Annotated in this window: 1 protein-coding gene (only partly in view); it reads right to left on the reverse strand. The window is 72.0% G+C overall.

The window, feature by feature from the left end; translation table 11 throughout:
* On the reverse strand, nt 1–18,925 hold the beginning of the coding sequence (locus AB0I81_RS34540) for a type I polyketide synthase (protein ID WP_360665420.1). The gene continues 27,779 nt to the left of window position 1, outside the view; only the first 18,925 of its 46,704 coding nucleotides appear in the window; its start codon is at nt 18,923–18,925; its stop codon lies off the left edge, out of view.
* Nucleotides 18,926–18,930 lie beyond the last annotated feature (5 nt).

Raw genomic sequence — 18,930 nt, forward strand, 5'->3', positions numbered from 1 at the left:
AGAGCACCGCCTGCCAGTCCACCGTCAGCCCGCGCACGTGCAGTTGCGCGAGCGCGCTCATGATCGAGTTCTGCTCGTCCCTGTCCTTGCGCAGCACCGGCACCAGCACCGGGCCGGCGTCCGAGGCGTCGGCCAAGGTGTCCTGGGCCATGGCGGTCAGCACGCCGTCCGGCCCGAGTTCGAGGTAGGCCGTCACTCCCTGGCGGTGCAGCGTTCGCACGGCGTCGGAGAAGCGCACCGCGCCACGCACCTGCGCCACCCAATAGTCCGGCGAGCACATTGTCTCTCCGGTCAACGTGGACACGATCGGGATCTCCGGCGGACTGTAGGTCAGCGTCTCGGCGACCGCACGGAACTCCTCCAGCATCGGCTCCATCAACGGCGAATGGAACGCATGCGACACCCGCAACCGCCGCGACTTCACCCCCAGCGCCTCGGCCACCTCAAGAACGGCCTGCTCAACACCGGAGATCACAGTGGAGGCCGGGCCGTTCACCGCCGCGATCGACACCTCGGCCTCGCGCCCGACCAGCAGAGCGGCGACGTCCTCCTCGGCGGCCTGAACCGCCACCATCGCCCCACCCGCAGGAAGCGCCTGCATCAACCGCGCCCGCGCCGCGACCAGAGTGCACGCGTCCTTAAGCGACAACACCCCGGCCACATGCGCGGCGGTGATCTCCCCGACCGAATGGCCGACCAGCACCTCAGGTCGCACACCCCACGACTCGACGAGCCGGTACAGCGCCGTCTCCAGCGCGAACAACGCCGGCTGCGCCCAACCGGTCTGATCCAACGCCTCCGAGTCGGAGAACAACACCTCCCGCAACGAACCACCCAGCTCGGCCATCACCTCATCCAGAGCGCGCGCGAACACCGGGAACCGGTCATACAGCTCCCGGCCCATCCCGGCCCGCTGGCTCCCCTGACCGGTGAACAACACCGCCGGCTTCGGCTCGGCGGTGGCAGGCCCGCGCAGTACGTTCGCGCCCGGCCGGTCCTCTGCCAGTGCCCGCAGGCCGGAGGCCGCTTCCGCGAGGTCGGTGGCCACGACGGCCGCCCTGTATTCGAACGACGAGCGCGCGGTGGCCATGGAGAACGCCACGTCGGCCAGGCGCAGGCCGGGCCTGCTCTCGACGTACGACGCGAGCTGCTCGGCCTGCGCCCGCAACGCCTCGGCCGACCTGCCGGAAACCAGGACCGGCACGGCATTATCCGAGTCCGGCGCGGGCGGAAGTGCCTCGGGCTCCGGTGTTTCGACCCGTTCGATGATCAGGTGGGCGTTGGTGCCGCTGATCCCGAACGAGGACACACCCGCGCGGCGCGGATGCCCGTTCTGTGGCCACTCGGCCGGCTCGGCCAGCAGTTCCACCGCGCCAGAGGCCCAGTCCACGTGCGAGGACGGCTCGTCCACGTGCAGCGTTCTGGGCAGCATCCCGTGCCGCATGGCCATGACCATCTTGATCACGCCCGCGACACCCGCCGCCGCCTGGGTGTGGCCGATGTTCGACTTGATCGAGCCGAGCAGCAGCGGCCGATCGCGATCCTGACCGTAGGTGGCGAGCAGCGCCTGTGCCTCGATCGGGTCGCCCAGCGCCGTGCCCGTGCCGTGGCCCTCCACGACGTCCACCTCGGACGCGGAGAGCCCGGCTCCGGCCAGCGCCTGGCGGATCACCCGCTGCTGCGAAGGGCCGTTCGGGGCGGTCAGGCCGTTCGACGCGCCGTCCTGGTTGACGGCGGAGCCGCGCACGACAGCCAGCACCTGGTGGCCGTTGCGGCGCGCGTCCGACAGGCGTTCCAGCACCACCATGCCCACGCCCTCGGACCAGCTGGTGCCGTCGGCGGCGTCCGAGTAGGACTTGCAGCGGCCGTCGGCGGCCAGCCCGCCCTGGGCGTTGAACTCCATGATGCCCATCGGGTTGGCCACCACGGTCACCCCGCTCGCCAGCGCCAGCGAACACTCACCCGAGCGCAGCGCCTGCGCGGCCAGGTGCATCGCCACCAGCGAGGAGGAGCACGCGGTGTCCACGGTCACCGCCGGGCCCTCCAGCCCCAGGGTGTAGGACAGCCGGCCGGAGATCACGCTCCCGGCCTGGCCCGTCACCATGAAGCCGCGGGCCTCTTCCGAGGGGACGTAGCCGGAGGCGCTGGCGCCGACGTAGACGCCCGTGTGACTGCCGCGCAGGGACAGCGGGTCGATGCCGGCCCGCTCGACGGCCTCCCAGGCGGTCTCCAGCAGCAGGCGCTGCTGCGGGTCCATCGCCAATGCCTCACGCGGCGAGATCCCGAAGAAGCCGGCGTCGAACTCCGCGGCGTCGGGCATGAACCCGCCCTCGAAGTCGAGCGCCCCGTTCACCTGCCAGCCCCGGTCGAGCGGCAGCGGGGAGACGGCGTCCCGGCCTTCGACGACGAGCTGCCACAGGTCCTCGGGAGAGCGCACGCCGCCGGGGTAGCGGCAGGCCATCGACACGATCACGATCGGGTCGTCGGCCACCGAGGCGATCGCCGTCGGGACGATGACGTCGCCGTGCTCGCCCAGCAGCTCGGCCAGCAGGTATTCCGCCAGCAGCACGGGGGTCGGGTAGTCGAAGACCAGGGTGGCGGGCAGCCGCAGCCCGGTCGCGGCGTTGAGCCGGTTGCGCAGTTCGACGGCGGTGAGTGAGTCGAAGCCCAGCTCGCGGAACTCCCGGCGTACCTCGACCGTCTGGGGTGAGGTGTGTCCCAGCACGGTGGCCGCCTGGGCTCTGACCAGCTCGGTCACCAGGCGGGCGCGGTCGGCCCGGGCCAGTCCGGCCAGTTGCCGCAGCAGCGCCTTGTCGGCGTTCGAGACCGGGGCCGCCGCCGTACGGCGGGTGCCGCGTATCAGGGAGCGGAGCAGCGGCGGAACTTCACCGAACGCGCGCAACGCGGGCAGGTTCAGCCGGACCGGCGCGACCATCGGCGTGTCGCCGCCCAGGGCCGCGTCGAACAGCGCCAGGCCCTCGTCGAAGGAGAGCAGGTGGAACCCGGCGGCCGTCAGCCGCCGCAGCTCGGCGTCGGTGAGCTCGCCGGACATGCCGGCGTCGGCCGCCCACGGCCCCCAGGCCAGGGACAGTCCGGGCAGGCCCTGGGCCCGGCGGTGCTGGGCCAGTGCGTCCAGGTAGGCGTTGGCCGCGGCATAGGCGCCCAGGCCCGCACTGCCGAACAACCCGGCCACCGAGGAGTAGGTGACGAAGGCGGCCAGGTCGAGGTCCCGGGTCAGCTCGTGCAGGTGCCAGGCGCCCTCGGCCTTGGGCCCGAACACGGTCGCCAGCCGCTGCGCGTCCAGCGACGGGATCATGCCGTCGTCGCGTACGCCCGCGGCGTGCACGACCGCGGTGAGCGGGTGCTCGGCGGGCACGCCGGCGATCAGCCGCGCCACCTGGTCCCGGTCGTCGAGGTCGCATACGGCGACGGTGACCTCGGCTCCGTGGGCGGTCAGTTCCGCGTGCAGCTCACGCGCGCCCGGGGCGTCAAGGCCCCTCCGGCCGGCGAGCAGCAGGTGCCGGATCCCGTGTTCGGTCACCAGGTGCCTGGCCAGGTTGCTGCCCAGGCCGCCCGTGCCGCCCGTGATCAGGACGGTGCCATCGGCGTCCAGCGGCGGCGCAGCGTCCCGGCCGGGCGTCAGGCGTACCAGGCGGGGAACGCGTGCCACGTGGTCACGGATCGCGACCTGCGGCTCGCCGCAGGCCAGCGCCTCGGGCAGGGCCGACAGGGCGGTCTGCCGTTCGTCCAGGTCGACCAGGACGAAGCGGTCCGGGTTCTCGGCCTGCGCGACGCGTACGAGGCCCCAGACGGCGGCCGCCGCCGGATCCGCCGCCTGCTCCTCTCCTGCGACCGCGCCCCGGGTGACCAGCACCAGCCTTGATTCGGCGAACCGGTCGTCGGACAGCCACTGGCCGAGCAGTTCCAGCACCCGGCCGGTGAGCTCCCGCGCCGCCGCGCCGCCCGCCTTCGCGGGGGAGCCGATCTCGACGGCCACGACGTCCGGCCGCCGGTCCAGCGAGGCCGGCTCGTCCTGGTGCGGCTGCGCCCAGCGCAGGCCGCCCAGCCCGGACGAACCGAGTGCGGCCCAGTCCAGCTCGACGCAGTCCAGCCCGGCCACCGCGTCCACGGGTGAGACGACCGTCGGCGCGGCCACCCACTCCAGCGTGAAGAGCGCGTCCCGCTCCGGGCCCTGACCGGCCGAGCCGAGCAGCTGGTCCGCCGGCATCGGACGGAACACCAGCGACTCGGCCGTCAGCACCGGCGCGCCCTCGGCGTCCACCGCCGCCAGCGACACCGAACCGCTCCCGGTCCTGACCATCCGCACCCGCAGCGCCCTGGCTCCGTTGGCGTGCAGGCAGACGCCACCCCACGAGAACAGCAGCCGGCCCTGACCCGGCTCCACCAAATCCATGAACGCGGCCGGCTGCAACGCCGCGTCCAGCAGAGCGGGGTGCAGGCCGAACGAGCCGGCGTCGCCGACCTCCTCGGGCACCTCGACCTCGGCGTAGAACTCCTCGCCGAGCCGCCAGGCGGCGCGCAGCCCCTTGAAGGTGGGGCCGTAGACGACGCCGCCGTCGGCCAGCCGGTCGTAGAGGCCGTCCAGGGCGATGGGCGTCGCGTCGGCGGGCGGCCACACGGCCGTGTCGAAGCGTGCGGTACGTGCGCCGACGCCGAGCACGCCGGCCGCGTGCCGCACCCAGGGCCGGTCCGGCGCGTCGGCGAGCCGCGCGTAGATCGCCAGGTTCCTGCGGCCCGTCTCGTCGGACGCGCTCACCACCACCTGGACGGTGACGGCGGCTTCGGGGGTGAGTACCAGGGGGGCGGCCAGGGTGAGTTCCTCCACCCGATCGCAGCCGACCTGGTCGGCCGCCCGGATCGCCAGTTCGAGGAATCCGGTGCCGGCGAACAGCGCCGTGTCGGCCACCGCGTGGTCGGCGAGCCAGGGGTGTGTGCGTACCGACATCAGGCCGGTGAGCACCGCGCCGTCGGAGTCGGCGAGGCCGACGGCGGCACCCAGCAGCGGGTGCCGGGCCGCGGTGAGGCCGAGGCCGCGGGCGTCGGCGATCCGGACTCCGCTCGGCCAGTAGCGGCGGTGCTGGAACGCGTACGTCGGCAGTGCGACCCGGCGACCGCCTTCCAGCACGTTCTGCCAGTCCACCCGCACACCGCGGACGAACAACTCGGCCGCCGACGTCAGCACCCGGTGCAGGCCGCCCTCACCGGAACGCAGTGTCCCGGCCACCACCGCGGTGACTTCCGCCGCGTCCATCGCCTGCTCGATCCCCAGCATCAGCAACGGATGCGGACCCACCTCGACGAACGCCCGATACCGCTCCCCCAGCAACCGCTCCACCGCCGGTGCGAACTCCACCGTGCCACGCACGTTCTCGTACCAGTAGCCCGCATCCAGCTCCGTGCCGTCCAGCCACTCCCCGGTCGCCGTCGACAACATCGGCACCTGCGCCGTACACGGCACCACAGGCGCAAGCGCGGCCAGCAACTCCTCCCGCAACCCTTCGACCTGCGGCGAATGCGCGGCGAAATCCGCTCCGGCAAGCGGAAGCCGCATCACCCCATCGGCCGACAGACGCCGCTCCAGCAGCCTCATCGCGTCAGGGTCACCGGCGACCGTCACCACCCGGGGCCCGTTGACCGCCGCGATCGAGATCCGGTCCTGCAGCCCTTCCTCGGCCACGACCGCGCGGACCTCGTCCGCCCCGGCCATCACCGACAACATCACGCCACGCCCGGACAGCCGCTCACCGATCAGACGGCTGCGCACCGCCACCACTCGCGCGCCATCCTGCAGAGAGAGGCCCCCGGCCACCACCGCAGCGGCGATCTCACCCTGGGAATGTCCGATTACGGCGTCCGGGCGCACCCCGAGGGACTCCCATACCGCCGCCAGCGACACCATCACCGCGAACGACACCGGTTGAACGACATCCACCCGGTCCAGCCCCTGCGCGCCTCGGACCACGTCCAGCAGTGACCAGTCCACGAACGGCTCCAAAGCCGCCGCGCACTCGGCCATCCGGGCCGCGAACACCGCCGACTCCTCCAGCAGCGCCGCGCCCATGCCCACCCACTGCGCGCCCTGGCCGGGGAACACCCACACCATGCGACCCTCGACGTCGGCCACACCCCGGACCGCTCCGGAGGCCAGCCCGGCCAGGAGTTCCTCGCGATCCCTGCCGATGGCCACCGCACGGTGCTCGAACGCCGACCGCGTCGTGACCAGCGAGAACGCCGCGTCCACCGGGTCGAGATCGCCGAGGTGCGCGGCCAGACGGCGGACCTGCGCCTCCAGTGCTTCTTCCGTGCGGCCCGAGATCACCCAGGGCACGGTTCCGCCTGCGGGGCTCGCGGGCTCGGCTTCCTCTTCCGGTCCCTGCTCCAGGATCATGTGCGCGTTGGTGCCGCTGATCCCGAACGACGACACCCCGGCCCGGCGGGGACGACCGGCCTGCGGCCACTCCACCGGCTCCCTCAGCAGCTCCACCGCGCCCGAGGCCCACTCCACATGCGACGACGGCTCGTCCACGTGCAACGTCTTGGGCAGCGCACCATGCCGGAGTGCCATCACCATCTTGATCACACCTGCGACGCCCGCCGCCGCCTGGGTGTGGCCGATGTTCGACTTGATCGAGCCGAGCAGTAGCGGCTGGTCCCGGTCTTGTCCGTAGGTGGCCAGCAGGGCCTGTGCCTCGATCGGGTCGCCCAGGACCGTACCGGTGCCGTGCGCCTCCACCGCGTCCACGTCGGCGGGACTCAGGCCGGCGACGGCCAGCGCCTTGCGGATCACCCGGCGCTGCGAGGGGCCGTTCGGCGCGGTCAGGCCGTTGGACGCGCCGTCCTGGTTGATCGCCGAGCCGCGCACGATCGCGAGCACCTGGTGACCGTTGCGGCGGGCGTCCGACAGCCGCTCCAGCATCACCAGGCCGATGCCCTCGGACCACCCGATGCCGTCGGCCGAGTTGGAGAAGGCCTTGCAGCGGGCGTCCGGGGCCAGGCCGCCCTGCTCGCCGAGTTCGCCGAAGGCCGCGAGGGTCGAGATGACGGTGACGCCGCCGGCCACGGCGAGCGAGCACTCCCCGTTGCGCAGGGCCTGTGCCGCCATGTGGATGGTCACCAGCGACGACGAGCACGCGGTGTCCACCGTGACCGCCGGGCCCTCCAGCCCGAAGGTGTAGGAGATCCGGCCGGAGGCGACGCTGGCGAGCTGGCCCGTCATGATGTGGCCGCGCGACTCCTCGCCCGGCATGTAGCCCGAGCCGACGGAGCCGATGAAGACGCCGGTGTCGCTGCCCCGCAACGAGTCCGGGTCGATGCCCGCGCGTTCGAGCACCTCCCAGCCGACCTCCAGCAGCAGCCGCTGCTGCGGGTCCATCGCGACCGCCTCGCGGGGCGAGATCCGGAAGAACTCCGCGTCGAACTCGGGCGCGTCGAGGACGAATCCGCCCTTCAGGTCGCCGTGGTTCTGCCAGCCGCGGTCGGTCGGGAGGGGCGTGATGGCGTCCTGCCCCTGGAAGACCAGCCGCCACAGGTCCTCGGGGGAGTTGACCCCGCCCGGGTAGCGGCAGGCCATGGAGACGATGGCGATCGGATCGTCCGCGACCGGGGTGGCGGTCATCGGCGACATGGTGTCGCCGTGCGCGCCGAGCACCTCGTTCAGCAGGTGCTCGGCGAGGATGGCCGGGGTGGGGTAGTCGAAGGCCAGGGTGGAGGGCAGGCGCAGCCCGGTGGCGGTGTTGAGGCGGTTGCGCAGTTCGATCGCGGTGAGGGAGTCGAAGCCCAGCTCGCGGAACTCGCGGCGCGCCTGGACCGCTTCCAGCGAGGGATGTCCCAGTACGGCGGCGGCCTGGGCGCGTACCAGGTCGGCGACGAACCGGACCCGCTCGGCCTGCGCCAGGCCGGCCAGTTGCCGCAGCAGCGCGCCCTCGCCGGCGGCCGGAGCCGACGCGGCCGTGCGGCGGGTGCTCCGCACCAGGCCGCGCAGCAGCGGCGGGATCTGGTCCTGGGGCAGGGGCGGCGGGTTGAGCCGTACGGGGATGACGAGCGGCGCGTCGGAGCAGATGGCGGTGTCGAACAGCGACAGCCCCTGTTCGGTGGTGATCGGCGGCATTCCGGCGGCGGTCATCCGCTTCACGTCGGCCGGTGACAGTCCTCCGGTCATGCCGGTGGCCTGCTCCCACAGGCCCCACGCGAGGGACAGTCCCGGCAGTCCGTGCGCCCGGCGCTGCGCCATCAGGGCGTCCAGCCAGGCATTGGCCGCCGCGTAGTTGCCCTGGCCTGCGGTTCCCATCACTCCGGCGAGGGAGGAGAACACCACGAACCCGGCCAGGTCCATGCCCCGGGTCAGCTCGTGCAGGTGCCAGGCGGCGTCCACCTTCGGCCGCAGCACCGACGCCAGCCGTTCCGGTGTCAGCGTCGGGATCGTCCCGTCGTCCAGGATTCCCGCCGTGTGGACCACGGCCGTCAGTCGAGGGATGCCGGCCAGCAGGCCGGCCACCTGGTCCCGGTCCGCCATGTCGCAGGCGGTGATCTCGATCTCCGCGCCGTGCGCGGTCAGTTCGTCCCGCAGCTCGACCGCGCCCGGGGCCTCCAGGCCCCTTCGGCTGGTGAGCAGCAGGCGTCGCATTCCGTGCTCTGTCACCAGATGTCTGGCGACCTCCGCGCCGAGACCGCCGGTGCCGCCCGTGATGAGCACTGTGCCGTCCGGGTCCCATTGGCGGGGCATGGTCAGGACGATCTTGCCGGTGTGGCGGGCCTGGCTCATGAACCGGAACGCTTCCCTGGCCCGGCGCACGTCCCAGGCGGTGACCGGCAGCGGGTGCAGCTCGCCCGAGGCGAACAGCTCCATCAGCTCGGCCAGGATCTCACGCAACCGTTCAGGTCCGGCGTCCAGGACGTCGAACCAGTGGTAGGTCAGACCGGGGAACTGGTCCTGGTCGCGGATGTCCAGTTTGCCCATCTCGATGAATCGGCCGCCGGGTCGTAGCAGGCGTGCCGAGGCGTCGATGAACTCGCCCGTCAGCGAGTTCAGCACCACGTCGATGTCGCGGCCGCGGAAGCGCTCCTCGAAGTCCAGGTCCCGGGAGGAGGCGATGTGATCGTCCGGGATGCCCAGTGAGCGCAGCACGTCCCATTTGGCCGGGCTCGCCGTGGCGAACACCTCGACGCCGAGGCGCTGCGCAAGCTGGATCGCGGCCATGCCGGTCCCGCCCGTGCCCGCGTGGACCAGCAGCGATTCGCCCGGCCGCAATCCGGCCAGGTCCATCAGTCCGTAGTAGGTCGTCAGGAACGACACCGGGATCGTCGCCGCCTGCTCGAACGAGCAGCCATCGGGGATCTTGGTCAGCGCGCCGGCTCCTGTCACCACGACCGGGCCGAAACCACCTTCGACCAGGCCGACCACGCGGTCTCCCGGGTGCAGGTCCGCCACGCCGGGGCCGACTTCCAGCACTTCGCCGGCGGCCTCGCCGCCCATCAGCCCGACCTTGTCCTGGAACCAGCCCAGCGCGTTCAAGCCGTCCAGCAGGTCGCGGAAGTTGACGCCCGCCGCGCGCACCGCGAGCCGTACTTGACCGGCCTCCAACGGCTCGGACGGGAACGGAAGCAACTCCAGCGCGTCCAGGCTGCCCTTGGCCCGGCTGCCCAGCCGCCATGCCCCAGTGGCGGGAGGCACCAATCCCGCTCCTGAGGCCAGCGAGGCCAACCGTGGCACCCACACTTCGCCGCGCCGGACCGCCACCTGCGGTTCGGCCGAGGCCGTGAGCGCGGCCCGCACCGCCGGCAGTGCCGACTCCTGATCATCCACGTCCACCAGCACGAACCGGCCCGGGTTCTCCGACTGTGCCGACCGCACCAGGCCCCACACCGCCGCGGCGGCCAGATCGCCGACCTGCTCCCCTTCGTCCACGGCGACCGCGCCCCGCGTGACGACGACCAGCCGTGAATCCGCCAGCCGCTCATCGGCCAGCCATCCCTGGAGCAGTTCCAGCACCGAGGCGGTCGCCTCGTGCGTGCCGGCCACCGCGTCCGGGGACGGCACGGTCGCGGCCAGAACGACGCCCGGCACCGGTCCCGCCGCCAGCAACTCCGACAGGTCCCGGTACACCTCGACCGGCCCGGCGGCATCCGGCTCCGCGAGACAGATCACCGCCATCGGCACCGGCTCGACGGCGGGAAGGTCGGAGAGTGTGGTCCACTCCAGCCGGAACAGCCCGTCCCCCATCGTCGCCTGACCGCCACCCGCGAGCTGGTCTGCCGAGAATGGGCGCAACACGAGGGAGCGCGCCGACAACACCGGATCCCCGGCCGCGTCCACCGCCGTCAGCGACACGGAATCGTCGCCCGTCCTGGCCAGCCGCACGCGCAGCACCGACGCGCCGCCCGCGTGCAGGCACACCTCTCCCCACGAGAACGGCAACCGGCCGCCCCCGGCGTCGTCCAGCCCGGCGAAGCTCACCGCGTGCAGCGCCGCGTCCAGCAGAGCCGGATGCACGCCGTACGAAGCCGCGTCACCGACCTGTTCGGGCAGCGCGACCTCGGCGAACACCTCGCCGCCCGCGCCGAGCCAGGCCGCGCGCAGCCCCTGGAACACCGGGCCGTACTCGAACCCGCCCGCGGACAGCCTCTCGTACAGCCCGTCCAGCCCGATCGCGGTCGCGCCCTGCGGGGGCCACACCTGCGCATCGAACGGGAGAGCGGCGGGCGTGCCGGTCGTGGGCGTGCCGGTGGCCAGGGTGCCGGTGGCGTGCCGGAGCCACGGCACATCGGCGGCGGCCTCCGCCGGACGGGCGTAGACGTTCACGCTACGGTGGCCGGTCTCCTGCGCGGCGCCCACCCACACCTGCACGGCCACCGCGTCGTCCTCGCCCAGTACGAGCGGGGCGGTCAGCGTCAGCTCCTCGACCCGATCGCAGCCGACCTGGTCGCCCGCCCGGATCGCCAGCTCCAGCAGCCCGGTACCCGGGAAGATCACCGTGCCGGCCACCGCATGGTCGGCCAGCCAGGGGTGAGACGACAGGGACAACCGCCCGGTCAGCAACACCCCGTCGGAGTCGGCCAGGCCGACCGCCGCGCCCAGCAGCGGATGGCCCGCCGCCGCCAGCCCGGCCGCTGCCACGTTGCCCAGTTGGGGGCCTGTTCTTGCGGGCCAGTACCACTGGTGCTGGAAGGCGTAGGTGGGCAGGTCGATCCGGCGTCCGCCCGGCAGCACCTGCCGCCAGTCCACGTTCACACCACGGACGAACAGCTCAGCCGCCGACAACAGCACCCGATCCAGGCCGCCCTCATCGCGACGCAACGTCCCACCCACCACCGCGACGACATCGGCCTTGTCCACGCATTCGCTGACGCCGACCGTGAGCACCGGATGCGGACTCACCTCGACGAACGCCCGATGCCGCTGCTCCAGCAACTGCTCGATCGCCGGAGCGAAAGACACCGTGCGACGCAGATTCTCACACCAGTAACTGCCGTCCAGCTCCGGCCCTTGCACCCACTCGCCGGTCACCGTGGACAACATCGGCACCCCGACCGGCTGCGCCCGCACCCCGGCCAGCGCCTCGGCCAACTCATCTCGGATCTCGTCCACCTGAGCCGAGTGCGAGGCGTAGTCCACCGCGATCCGGCGAACCCGCACCCCGTCCCCGGCCAGCGCCTCGACCAGTTCCTCGACGGCCGCGACCGCACCGGCCACCACGACCGATCCCGGGCCGTTCACCGCCGCCACCGACACCTGGCCGTTCAGCCGTTCGCGCACCTGCTCCACCGGCAACGCCACCGACGCCATCGCGCCACCACCGGCCAGCCGCTCACCGATCAGACGGCTGCGCAATGCCACCACTCGCACGCCATCCTGCAGAGAGAGCGCCCCGGCCACCACCGCCGCCGCGATCTCACCCTGCGAGTGGCCCACCACGGCATCCGGGCGCACACCAAGCGACTCCCACACCGCAGCCAGCGACACCATCACCGCAAACGACACCGGCTGGACGACATCCACCCGATCCAGCCCCTGCGCGCCTCGGACCACGTCCAGCAGCGACCAGTCCACGAACGGCTCCAACGCCGCAGCGCACTCGGCCATCCGCGACGCGAACACCGCCGACTCCTCCAACAGCGCCGCACCCATGCCCACCCATTGCGCGCCCTGGCCGGGGAACACCCACACCATCCGGCCTTCGACGTCGGCCACACCCCGGACCGCCCCTGAAGCCAGCCCGGCCAGCAGTTCCTCCCGATCCCTGCCGACCGCCACCGCACGGTGCTCGAACAAAGACCGTGTCGTCGCGAGCGAGAAACCCACATCCAGATCGCTATAAGCATCGACATGCGACGCCAGCCGACCCACCTGGGCCTGCAGCGCCTCCTCGGATTTCGCCGACACCACCCACGGCACCACGCCGCCGACCGGCTCCCGCTCCTCCACGACCGCCTGCGGACCCTGCTCGATGATCACATGCGCGTTCGTGCCGCTGATCCCGAACGACGACACACCCACCCGACGCGGCCGGCCGACCTCCGGCCACTCCACCGGCTCGGTCAGCAGTTCCACCGCGCCTGTGTCCCACTCCACATGGGACGACGGTGCATCAACGTGCAACGTCTTCGGCAACACCCCATGCCGCATCGCCATGACCATCTTGATCAGACCTGCGACACCCGCCGCCGCCTGCGTGTGACCGATGTTCGACTTGATCGACCCCAGCAACAACGGCTGGTCCCGGTCCTGGCCGTAGGTGGTCAGCAGGGCCTGTGCCTCGATCGGGTCACCCAGCGTCGTACCGGTGCCGTGTCCTTCGACCGCGTCCACCTCCAGAGGGGACAACCCCGCCACGGCCAGCGCCTGGCGGATCACCCGCTGCTGGGACGGGCCATTGGGCGCGGTCAGACCGTTGGAGGCACCGTCCTGGTTGACGGCGGAGCCACGCACGATCGCGAGCACCTGGTGACCGTTACGCTGGGCGTCCGACAGCCGCTCCAGCACCAGCACGCCCACACCCTCGGACCAGATGACCCCATCGGCGGCATCGGCGTAAGACTTGCAGCGACTGTCACCCGCCAAACCGCCCTGAGCGCTGAAGTCGATGAACGCCCCCGGGTTCGCCATCACCGTCACGCCACCGGCCAACGCCAGCGAACAGTCACCACCACGCAACGCCTGCGCCGCCAGATGCAACGCCACCAGCGACGACGAACACGCGGTGTCCACCGTCACCGCAGGGCCCTCCAGCCCCAGCGTGTAGGACAGACGGCCGGTCGCGACGCTTCCGGCCGTGCCGGTGCCCACGAAGCCCATCACTTCCGGCGGGAACGACACACTGCTGGCGTAGTCGTGGTACATCATCCCGGCGAACACCCCGGTACGGCTGCCGCGCAACGACACCGGGTCGATCCCGGACCGCTCGATCGCCTCCCACGACGCCTCCAGCAACAACCGCTGCTGCGGATCCATCGCCAGCGCCTCACGCGGCGAGATCCCGAAGAACCCGGGATCGAACTCCCCCGCTTCGTGCAGGAAGCCGCCCTCACGCACATAGCTGGTGCCCCGGCGTTCCCGGTCCGGGTTGTAGAAGGACCCCAGGTCCCAGCCCCGCGTGGTCGGGAACGGGGTGATCGCGTCCGCGCCCTCGGTCACCAGCCGCCACAGATCCTCCGGCGAGGTGACCCCGCCCGGATAGCGGCACGCCATGCCCACGATCACGATCGGGTCGTCGGCCACCGGCCGGGCCTCGGTGGGGACCACCACGTCGGCGTGCTCGCCGAGCAGTTCGGCCAGCAGGTATTCCGCCAGCAGCGCCGGTGTCGGGTAGTCGAACACCAGCGTGGACGGCAGCCGAAGGCCGGTCGTGCCGTTCAGCCGGTTACGCAGTTCGACGGCGGTGAGCGAGTCGAAGCCCAGCTCGCGGAACTCCCGCCGCACCTCCACCGTCTCCGGCGAGACGTGCCCGAGCACCATCGCCACCTCGGTGCGTACCACGTCCAGGAGGAGCTCGGCGCGCTCGGCCGCGGCGAGGGGAGCCAGCCGCTGCAGCAGGGTGGTGGCCACCGCCGACCGGCCCGCCGCGGAGCGGCGCCGCACGCGTACCAGTCTGCGCAGCAGCGGCGGAATCTCGGCCTGGCCGCGCAGCACCGGCAGGTCCAGGCGGACGGGGGCCACGACCGCCGCGTCGGAACAAATGGCCGACTCGAACAGCGCGAGGCCCTGTTCCGGGGTGAGGGGCGGTGTGCCGGCGCGGGCCAGCCGCTCCATGTCGCCGGCGCTCAGGGTGCCGGTCATGCCGCTGTCCTGAGCCCACGCGCCCCAGGCGAGCGACAGCGCGGGCAGTCCGGCGGTACGGCGCCGCTGGGCCAGCGCGTCGAGGAAGGAGTTGGCGGCGGCGTAGTTGCCCTGGCCCGGAGCGCCGATCGTGCCCGCCACCGAGGAGAACACGATGAAATCGGCCAGTTCATGGTTCGCGGTGAGTTCGTGCAGGTGCCAGGCGGCGTCGACCTTGGGCCGCAGCACGGCGGCGATCCGTTCCGGAGTCAGGGAGGCGATGGTCCCGTCGGCCAGCACGCCCGCCGCGTGGATCACCGCGACCAGCCGGGGGATGCCGGCCAGCAGCGCCGCCACCTGATCCCGATCCGCCACATCACACGCGGCAACCTCGACCTCGGCGCCGTGCGCGATCAGCTCTGCCCGCAGTTCCATCGCGCCCGGGGCCTCCAGGCCCCTCCGGCCGGCCAGCACCAGATGCCGCACCCCGTGCTCGGCCACCACGTGCCGGGCGAACAACGCCCCGAGGCCACCGGTTCCCCCGGTGATCAGCACCGTCCCTTCCGGGTCCCACCGGCCCGGAGTCAGCGCCGCCGTCCCCGCCGGGACCAGCCGCGGCACCCGTACGCCTCCCGCGCGCAGCGCCACCTGTGGCTCACCGCAAGCCAGCACGGCGGGCAGCGTCTCCGGCCATGACTGCTGCTGTTCCTCCAGGTCCACCAGCACGAACCGGCCCGAATTCTCCGACTGGGCACTGCGCACCAGACCGCAGGCCGCGGCGGCCGGCAGGTCCGACAGGACCTCATCGTCCCCGACCGCGACCGCGCCCCGCGTCACGAACACCAGCCGTGAATCCCGGCAACGATCGTCGGCCAGCCACTGCCGCAACACGGCCAGGACGCGGGCGTTCAGCTCGTGCGTCACCTCCACCACCGCGTCGCACGGGTCGGAGGTCAGTTCCGTCACCACGACCTCCGGCACCTGGCCGGTGGGACCGAACATCGATGGGTCCGCGAGGTCGAAGTCGTGCAGGCCGACCACCGCCGCCGTTGGCGCGGGGCCGGTCGCCTGCGCCGGCGGCGCGGCCGTCCACGCCACCCTGAACAGGTCCCGGTCGCCTCTGCGTCCGCCTTCGCCGGTCGCCGCCGTGAGCGGGCGCAGCACGAGTGATCGCGCTGTCAGCACGGGTTCGCCCGCCGCGTCGGCCACCGCCAGCGAGACGGTGTCGCCCTCGGTCCTGGCGAGTCGTACGCGCAGTGCCGAGGCGCCGCCGGCGTGCAGGCACACCTCTCCCCACGAGAACGGCAACCAGCCGCTCTCGGAATCGTCCAGCCCCGCGAACGCCACCGCGTGCAGCGCCGCGTCCAGCAGGGCCGGATGCAGGCCGAACGCGCCGGCGTCCGATTCGAGCCGACTCGGGAGGGTGACCTCCGCGAAGATCTCGTCACCACGCTGCCAGGCCGCCCGCAGGCCCTGGAACAGCGGTCCATAGTCCAGCCCGCTGCCGGTGAGTTGCTCGTACAGTCCGTCGAGCTCGATCGCGGACGCGTCCTGCGGCGGCCAGATCTCGGTGCCGAGCCGCTCGGGGGCCTGACCGCCGGCGGCGAGGACGCCGACCGCGTGCCGTACCCAGGGCTCGTCGTCCTCGGCGTCGGCGGGCCGGGTGTAGATGCCCAGCTCCCGTCTGCCCGATTCCTCCTCCCCCACCCACACCTGCACCGTTACGGCGTCGGTGTCGGTGAGGACGAGCGGCACCGCCAGGGTGAGTTCCTCGACCCGGTCGCAGCCGACCTGATCGCCCGCCCGTACGGCCAGTTCCAGGAACGCGGTGCCGGGGAACAGCACCCTTCCGCCCACGACGTGATCGGCCAGCCAGGGGTGTGATCGCAACGAGAGTTGGCCGGTCAGCAGTGCGCCGTCCGAGGCGGCCAGTGCCACCGCGGCACCCAGCAGAGGATGCCCGGCCGCGGCCTGTCCCAGGTTGCGGACGTCGCCCGTCCGCTGCGCGCTGGGCCAGTACCACTCGTGCTGGAACGGATAGGTGGGCAGGTCGATCCGGCGGCCGCGCGGGAGCACCGCCTGCCAGTCCACGGGCACTCCCCGCACGTGCAGTTCGGCCAGCGCGGACATGATCGCGGATTCCTCGTCGCGGTCCTTACGCAGCGCCGGCACCACATCCACGGTGTCGGCGGCCATCGCGGTCAGCACCCCATCAGGACCCAACTCCAGGTACGCCCCCACGCCCTGATCTTGGAGAGTGTGGATGGCGTCGGCGAACCGGACCGCGCCGCGTACCTGCTTCACCCAGTACTCCGGCGAGCACATTGTCTCTCCGGTCAACGTGGACACGATCGGGATCTCCGGCGGACTGTAGGTCAGCGTCTCGGCGACCGCACGGAACTCCGCCAGCATCGGCTCCATCAACGGCGAATGGAACGCATGCGACACCCGCAACCGCCGCGACTTCACCCCCAACGCATCGACCACCTCAAGAACCGCCCGCTCAACCCCCGAGATCACGGTGGAAGCCGGGCCATTCACCGCCGCGATCGACACCTCACCCTCACGCCCGACCAGCAGAGCGGCGACATCCTCCTCGGAAGCCTGAACCGCCACCATCGCCCCACCCTCAGGAAGCGCCTGCATCAACCGCGCCCGCGCCGCCACCAGAGCACACGCGTCCTTAAGCGACAACACCCCGGCCACATGCGCAGCGGTGATCTCCCCGACCGAGTGGCCAACCAGCACCTCAGGCCGCACACCCCACGACTCGACAAGCCGGAACAGGGCCGTCTCCAGCGCGAACAACGCCGGCTGCGCCCACCCCGTCTGATCCAACGCCTCCGAATCGGAGAACAACACCTCCCGCAACGAACCACCCAGCTCGGCGACCACTTCGTCCAGAGCCTGCGCGAACACCGGGAACCGGTCATACAACTCGCGGCCCATCCCGGCCCGCTGACTCCCCTGACCGGTGAACAGCATGGCCAGCTGCGGCTCCACCGCGGCCACCCCGCGCACCACACCCGGCAGGTCCTCGGCCACCGCGCCCAGTCCGGCCAGCAGACCGTCACGGTCGCCCGCCAGCACCACGGCCCGGTACTCGAACGCCGACCGGGTCGTGGCCAGTGAGAACGCGACATCGGCCAACTCCGGCTCGGTGCTCAGGTGAGACGCCAGCCGCTCGGCCTGCACCCGCAGAGCCTGCTCGGTCCGGCCCGAGACCAGCACCGGAACCACACCCGTGATCGGCGGAGTCTCCGGCGCTTGCGCAGCCTCCTCGGCTTGCTCGATGATCACGTGCGCGTTGGTGCCGCTGAAACCGAACGACGAGATCCCGGCCCGCCACGGCCGATCGTTTCGCGGCCAGGGCTTGGCCTCGGTCAGCAGTTCCACCGCGCCCGCCGACCAGTCCACGTGCGAGGACGGCGCGTCCACGTGCAGGGTCTTGGGCAGCAGGCCGTGCCGCATGGCCATGACCATCTTGATCACACCGGCCACACCGGCGGCGCCCTGGGTGTGGCCGATGTTCGACTTGATCGAGCCCAGCAGCAGCGGCTGGTCCCGGTCCTGACCGTAGGTGGCCAGCAGGGCCTGCGCCTCGATCGGGTCGCCCAGCGTCGTACCGGTGCCATGTGCCTCCACCGCGTCGACGTTGGCGGGGGTGAGCCCCGCGCCGGCCAGCGCCTGCCGGATCACCCGCTGCTGCGACGGGCCGTTCGGCGCGGTCAGGCCGTTCGACGCGCCGTCCTGGTTGACCGCAGAGCCGCGCACGATCGCGAGCACCTGGTGGCCGTTGCGGCGGGCGTCCGACAGCCGCTCCAGCACGATCATGCCGATGCCCTCGGACCAGTTCGTGCCGTCGGCCGCGTCGGCGAACGCCTTGGAGCGTCCGTCGGCCGCGAGCCCGCCCTGGGCGCTGAAGTCGATGAACATGCCGGGCGTGGCCATCACGGTCACGCCGCCCGCCAGCGCCAGCGAGCATTCCCCGGAGCGCAGCGCCTGAGCCGCCAGGTGCAGCGCCACCAGCGACGACGAACAGGCCGTGTCCACTGTCACGGCCGGGCCCTCCAGGCCCAGCGTGTAGGCGATCCGCCCGGTGGCGATGCTTCCCGCGGTCCCGGTGCTGACGAAGCTCCGCACGTCCAGCGGGAAGTCGACGCTCGGGCCGTAGTCGTGGTAGATCACCCCGGCGAACACGCCGGTACGGCTGCCGCGCAGCGACACCGGGTCGATCCCGGCCCGCTCGAACGCCTCCCACGACACCTCAAGCAACAACCGCTGCTGCGGGTCCATCGCCAGCGCCTCACGCGGCGAGATCCCGAAGAAGCCGGGGTCGAACTCCCCCGCCTCGTGCAGGAACCCGCCCACGCGTACGTAGCTGGTCCCCCGGCGTTCCCGATCCGGGTTGTAGACGGCCCCGAGGTCCCAGCCACGCGACGTCGGGAACTCCCCGATCGCGTCGCCGCCCTCGGCGACCAGCCGCCACAGGTCCTCAGGGGAGTTCACATCACCAGGAAAGCGGCACGCCATCGACACGATCGCGATCGGGTCATGCCTGCCGGACTCGACCTCTTGGAGCCGTCGACGGGTCTCGCGCAGATCGGCGGCGACCGACTTGAGGTAATCGACCAGCTTCCGGTCTTCCGTCATCGGGG

The organism is Nonomuraea sp. NPDC050404 (assembly GCF_040655495.1).
Lineage (GTDB): Bacteria > Actinomycetota > Actinomycetes > Streptosporangiales > Streptosporangiaceae > Nonomuraea.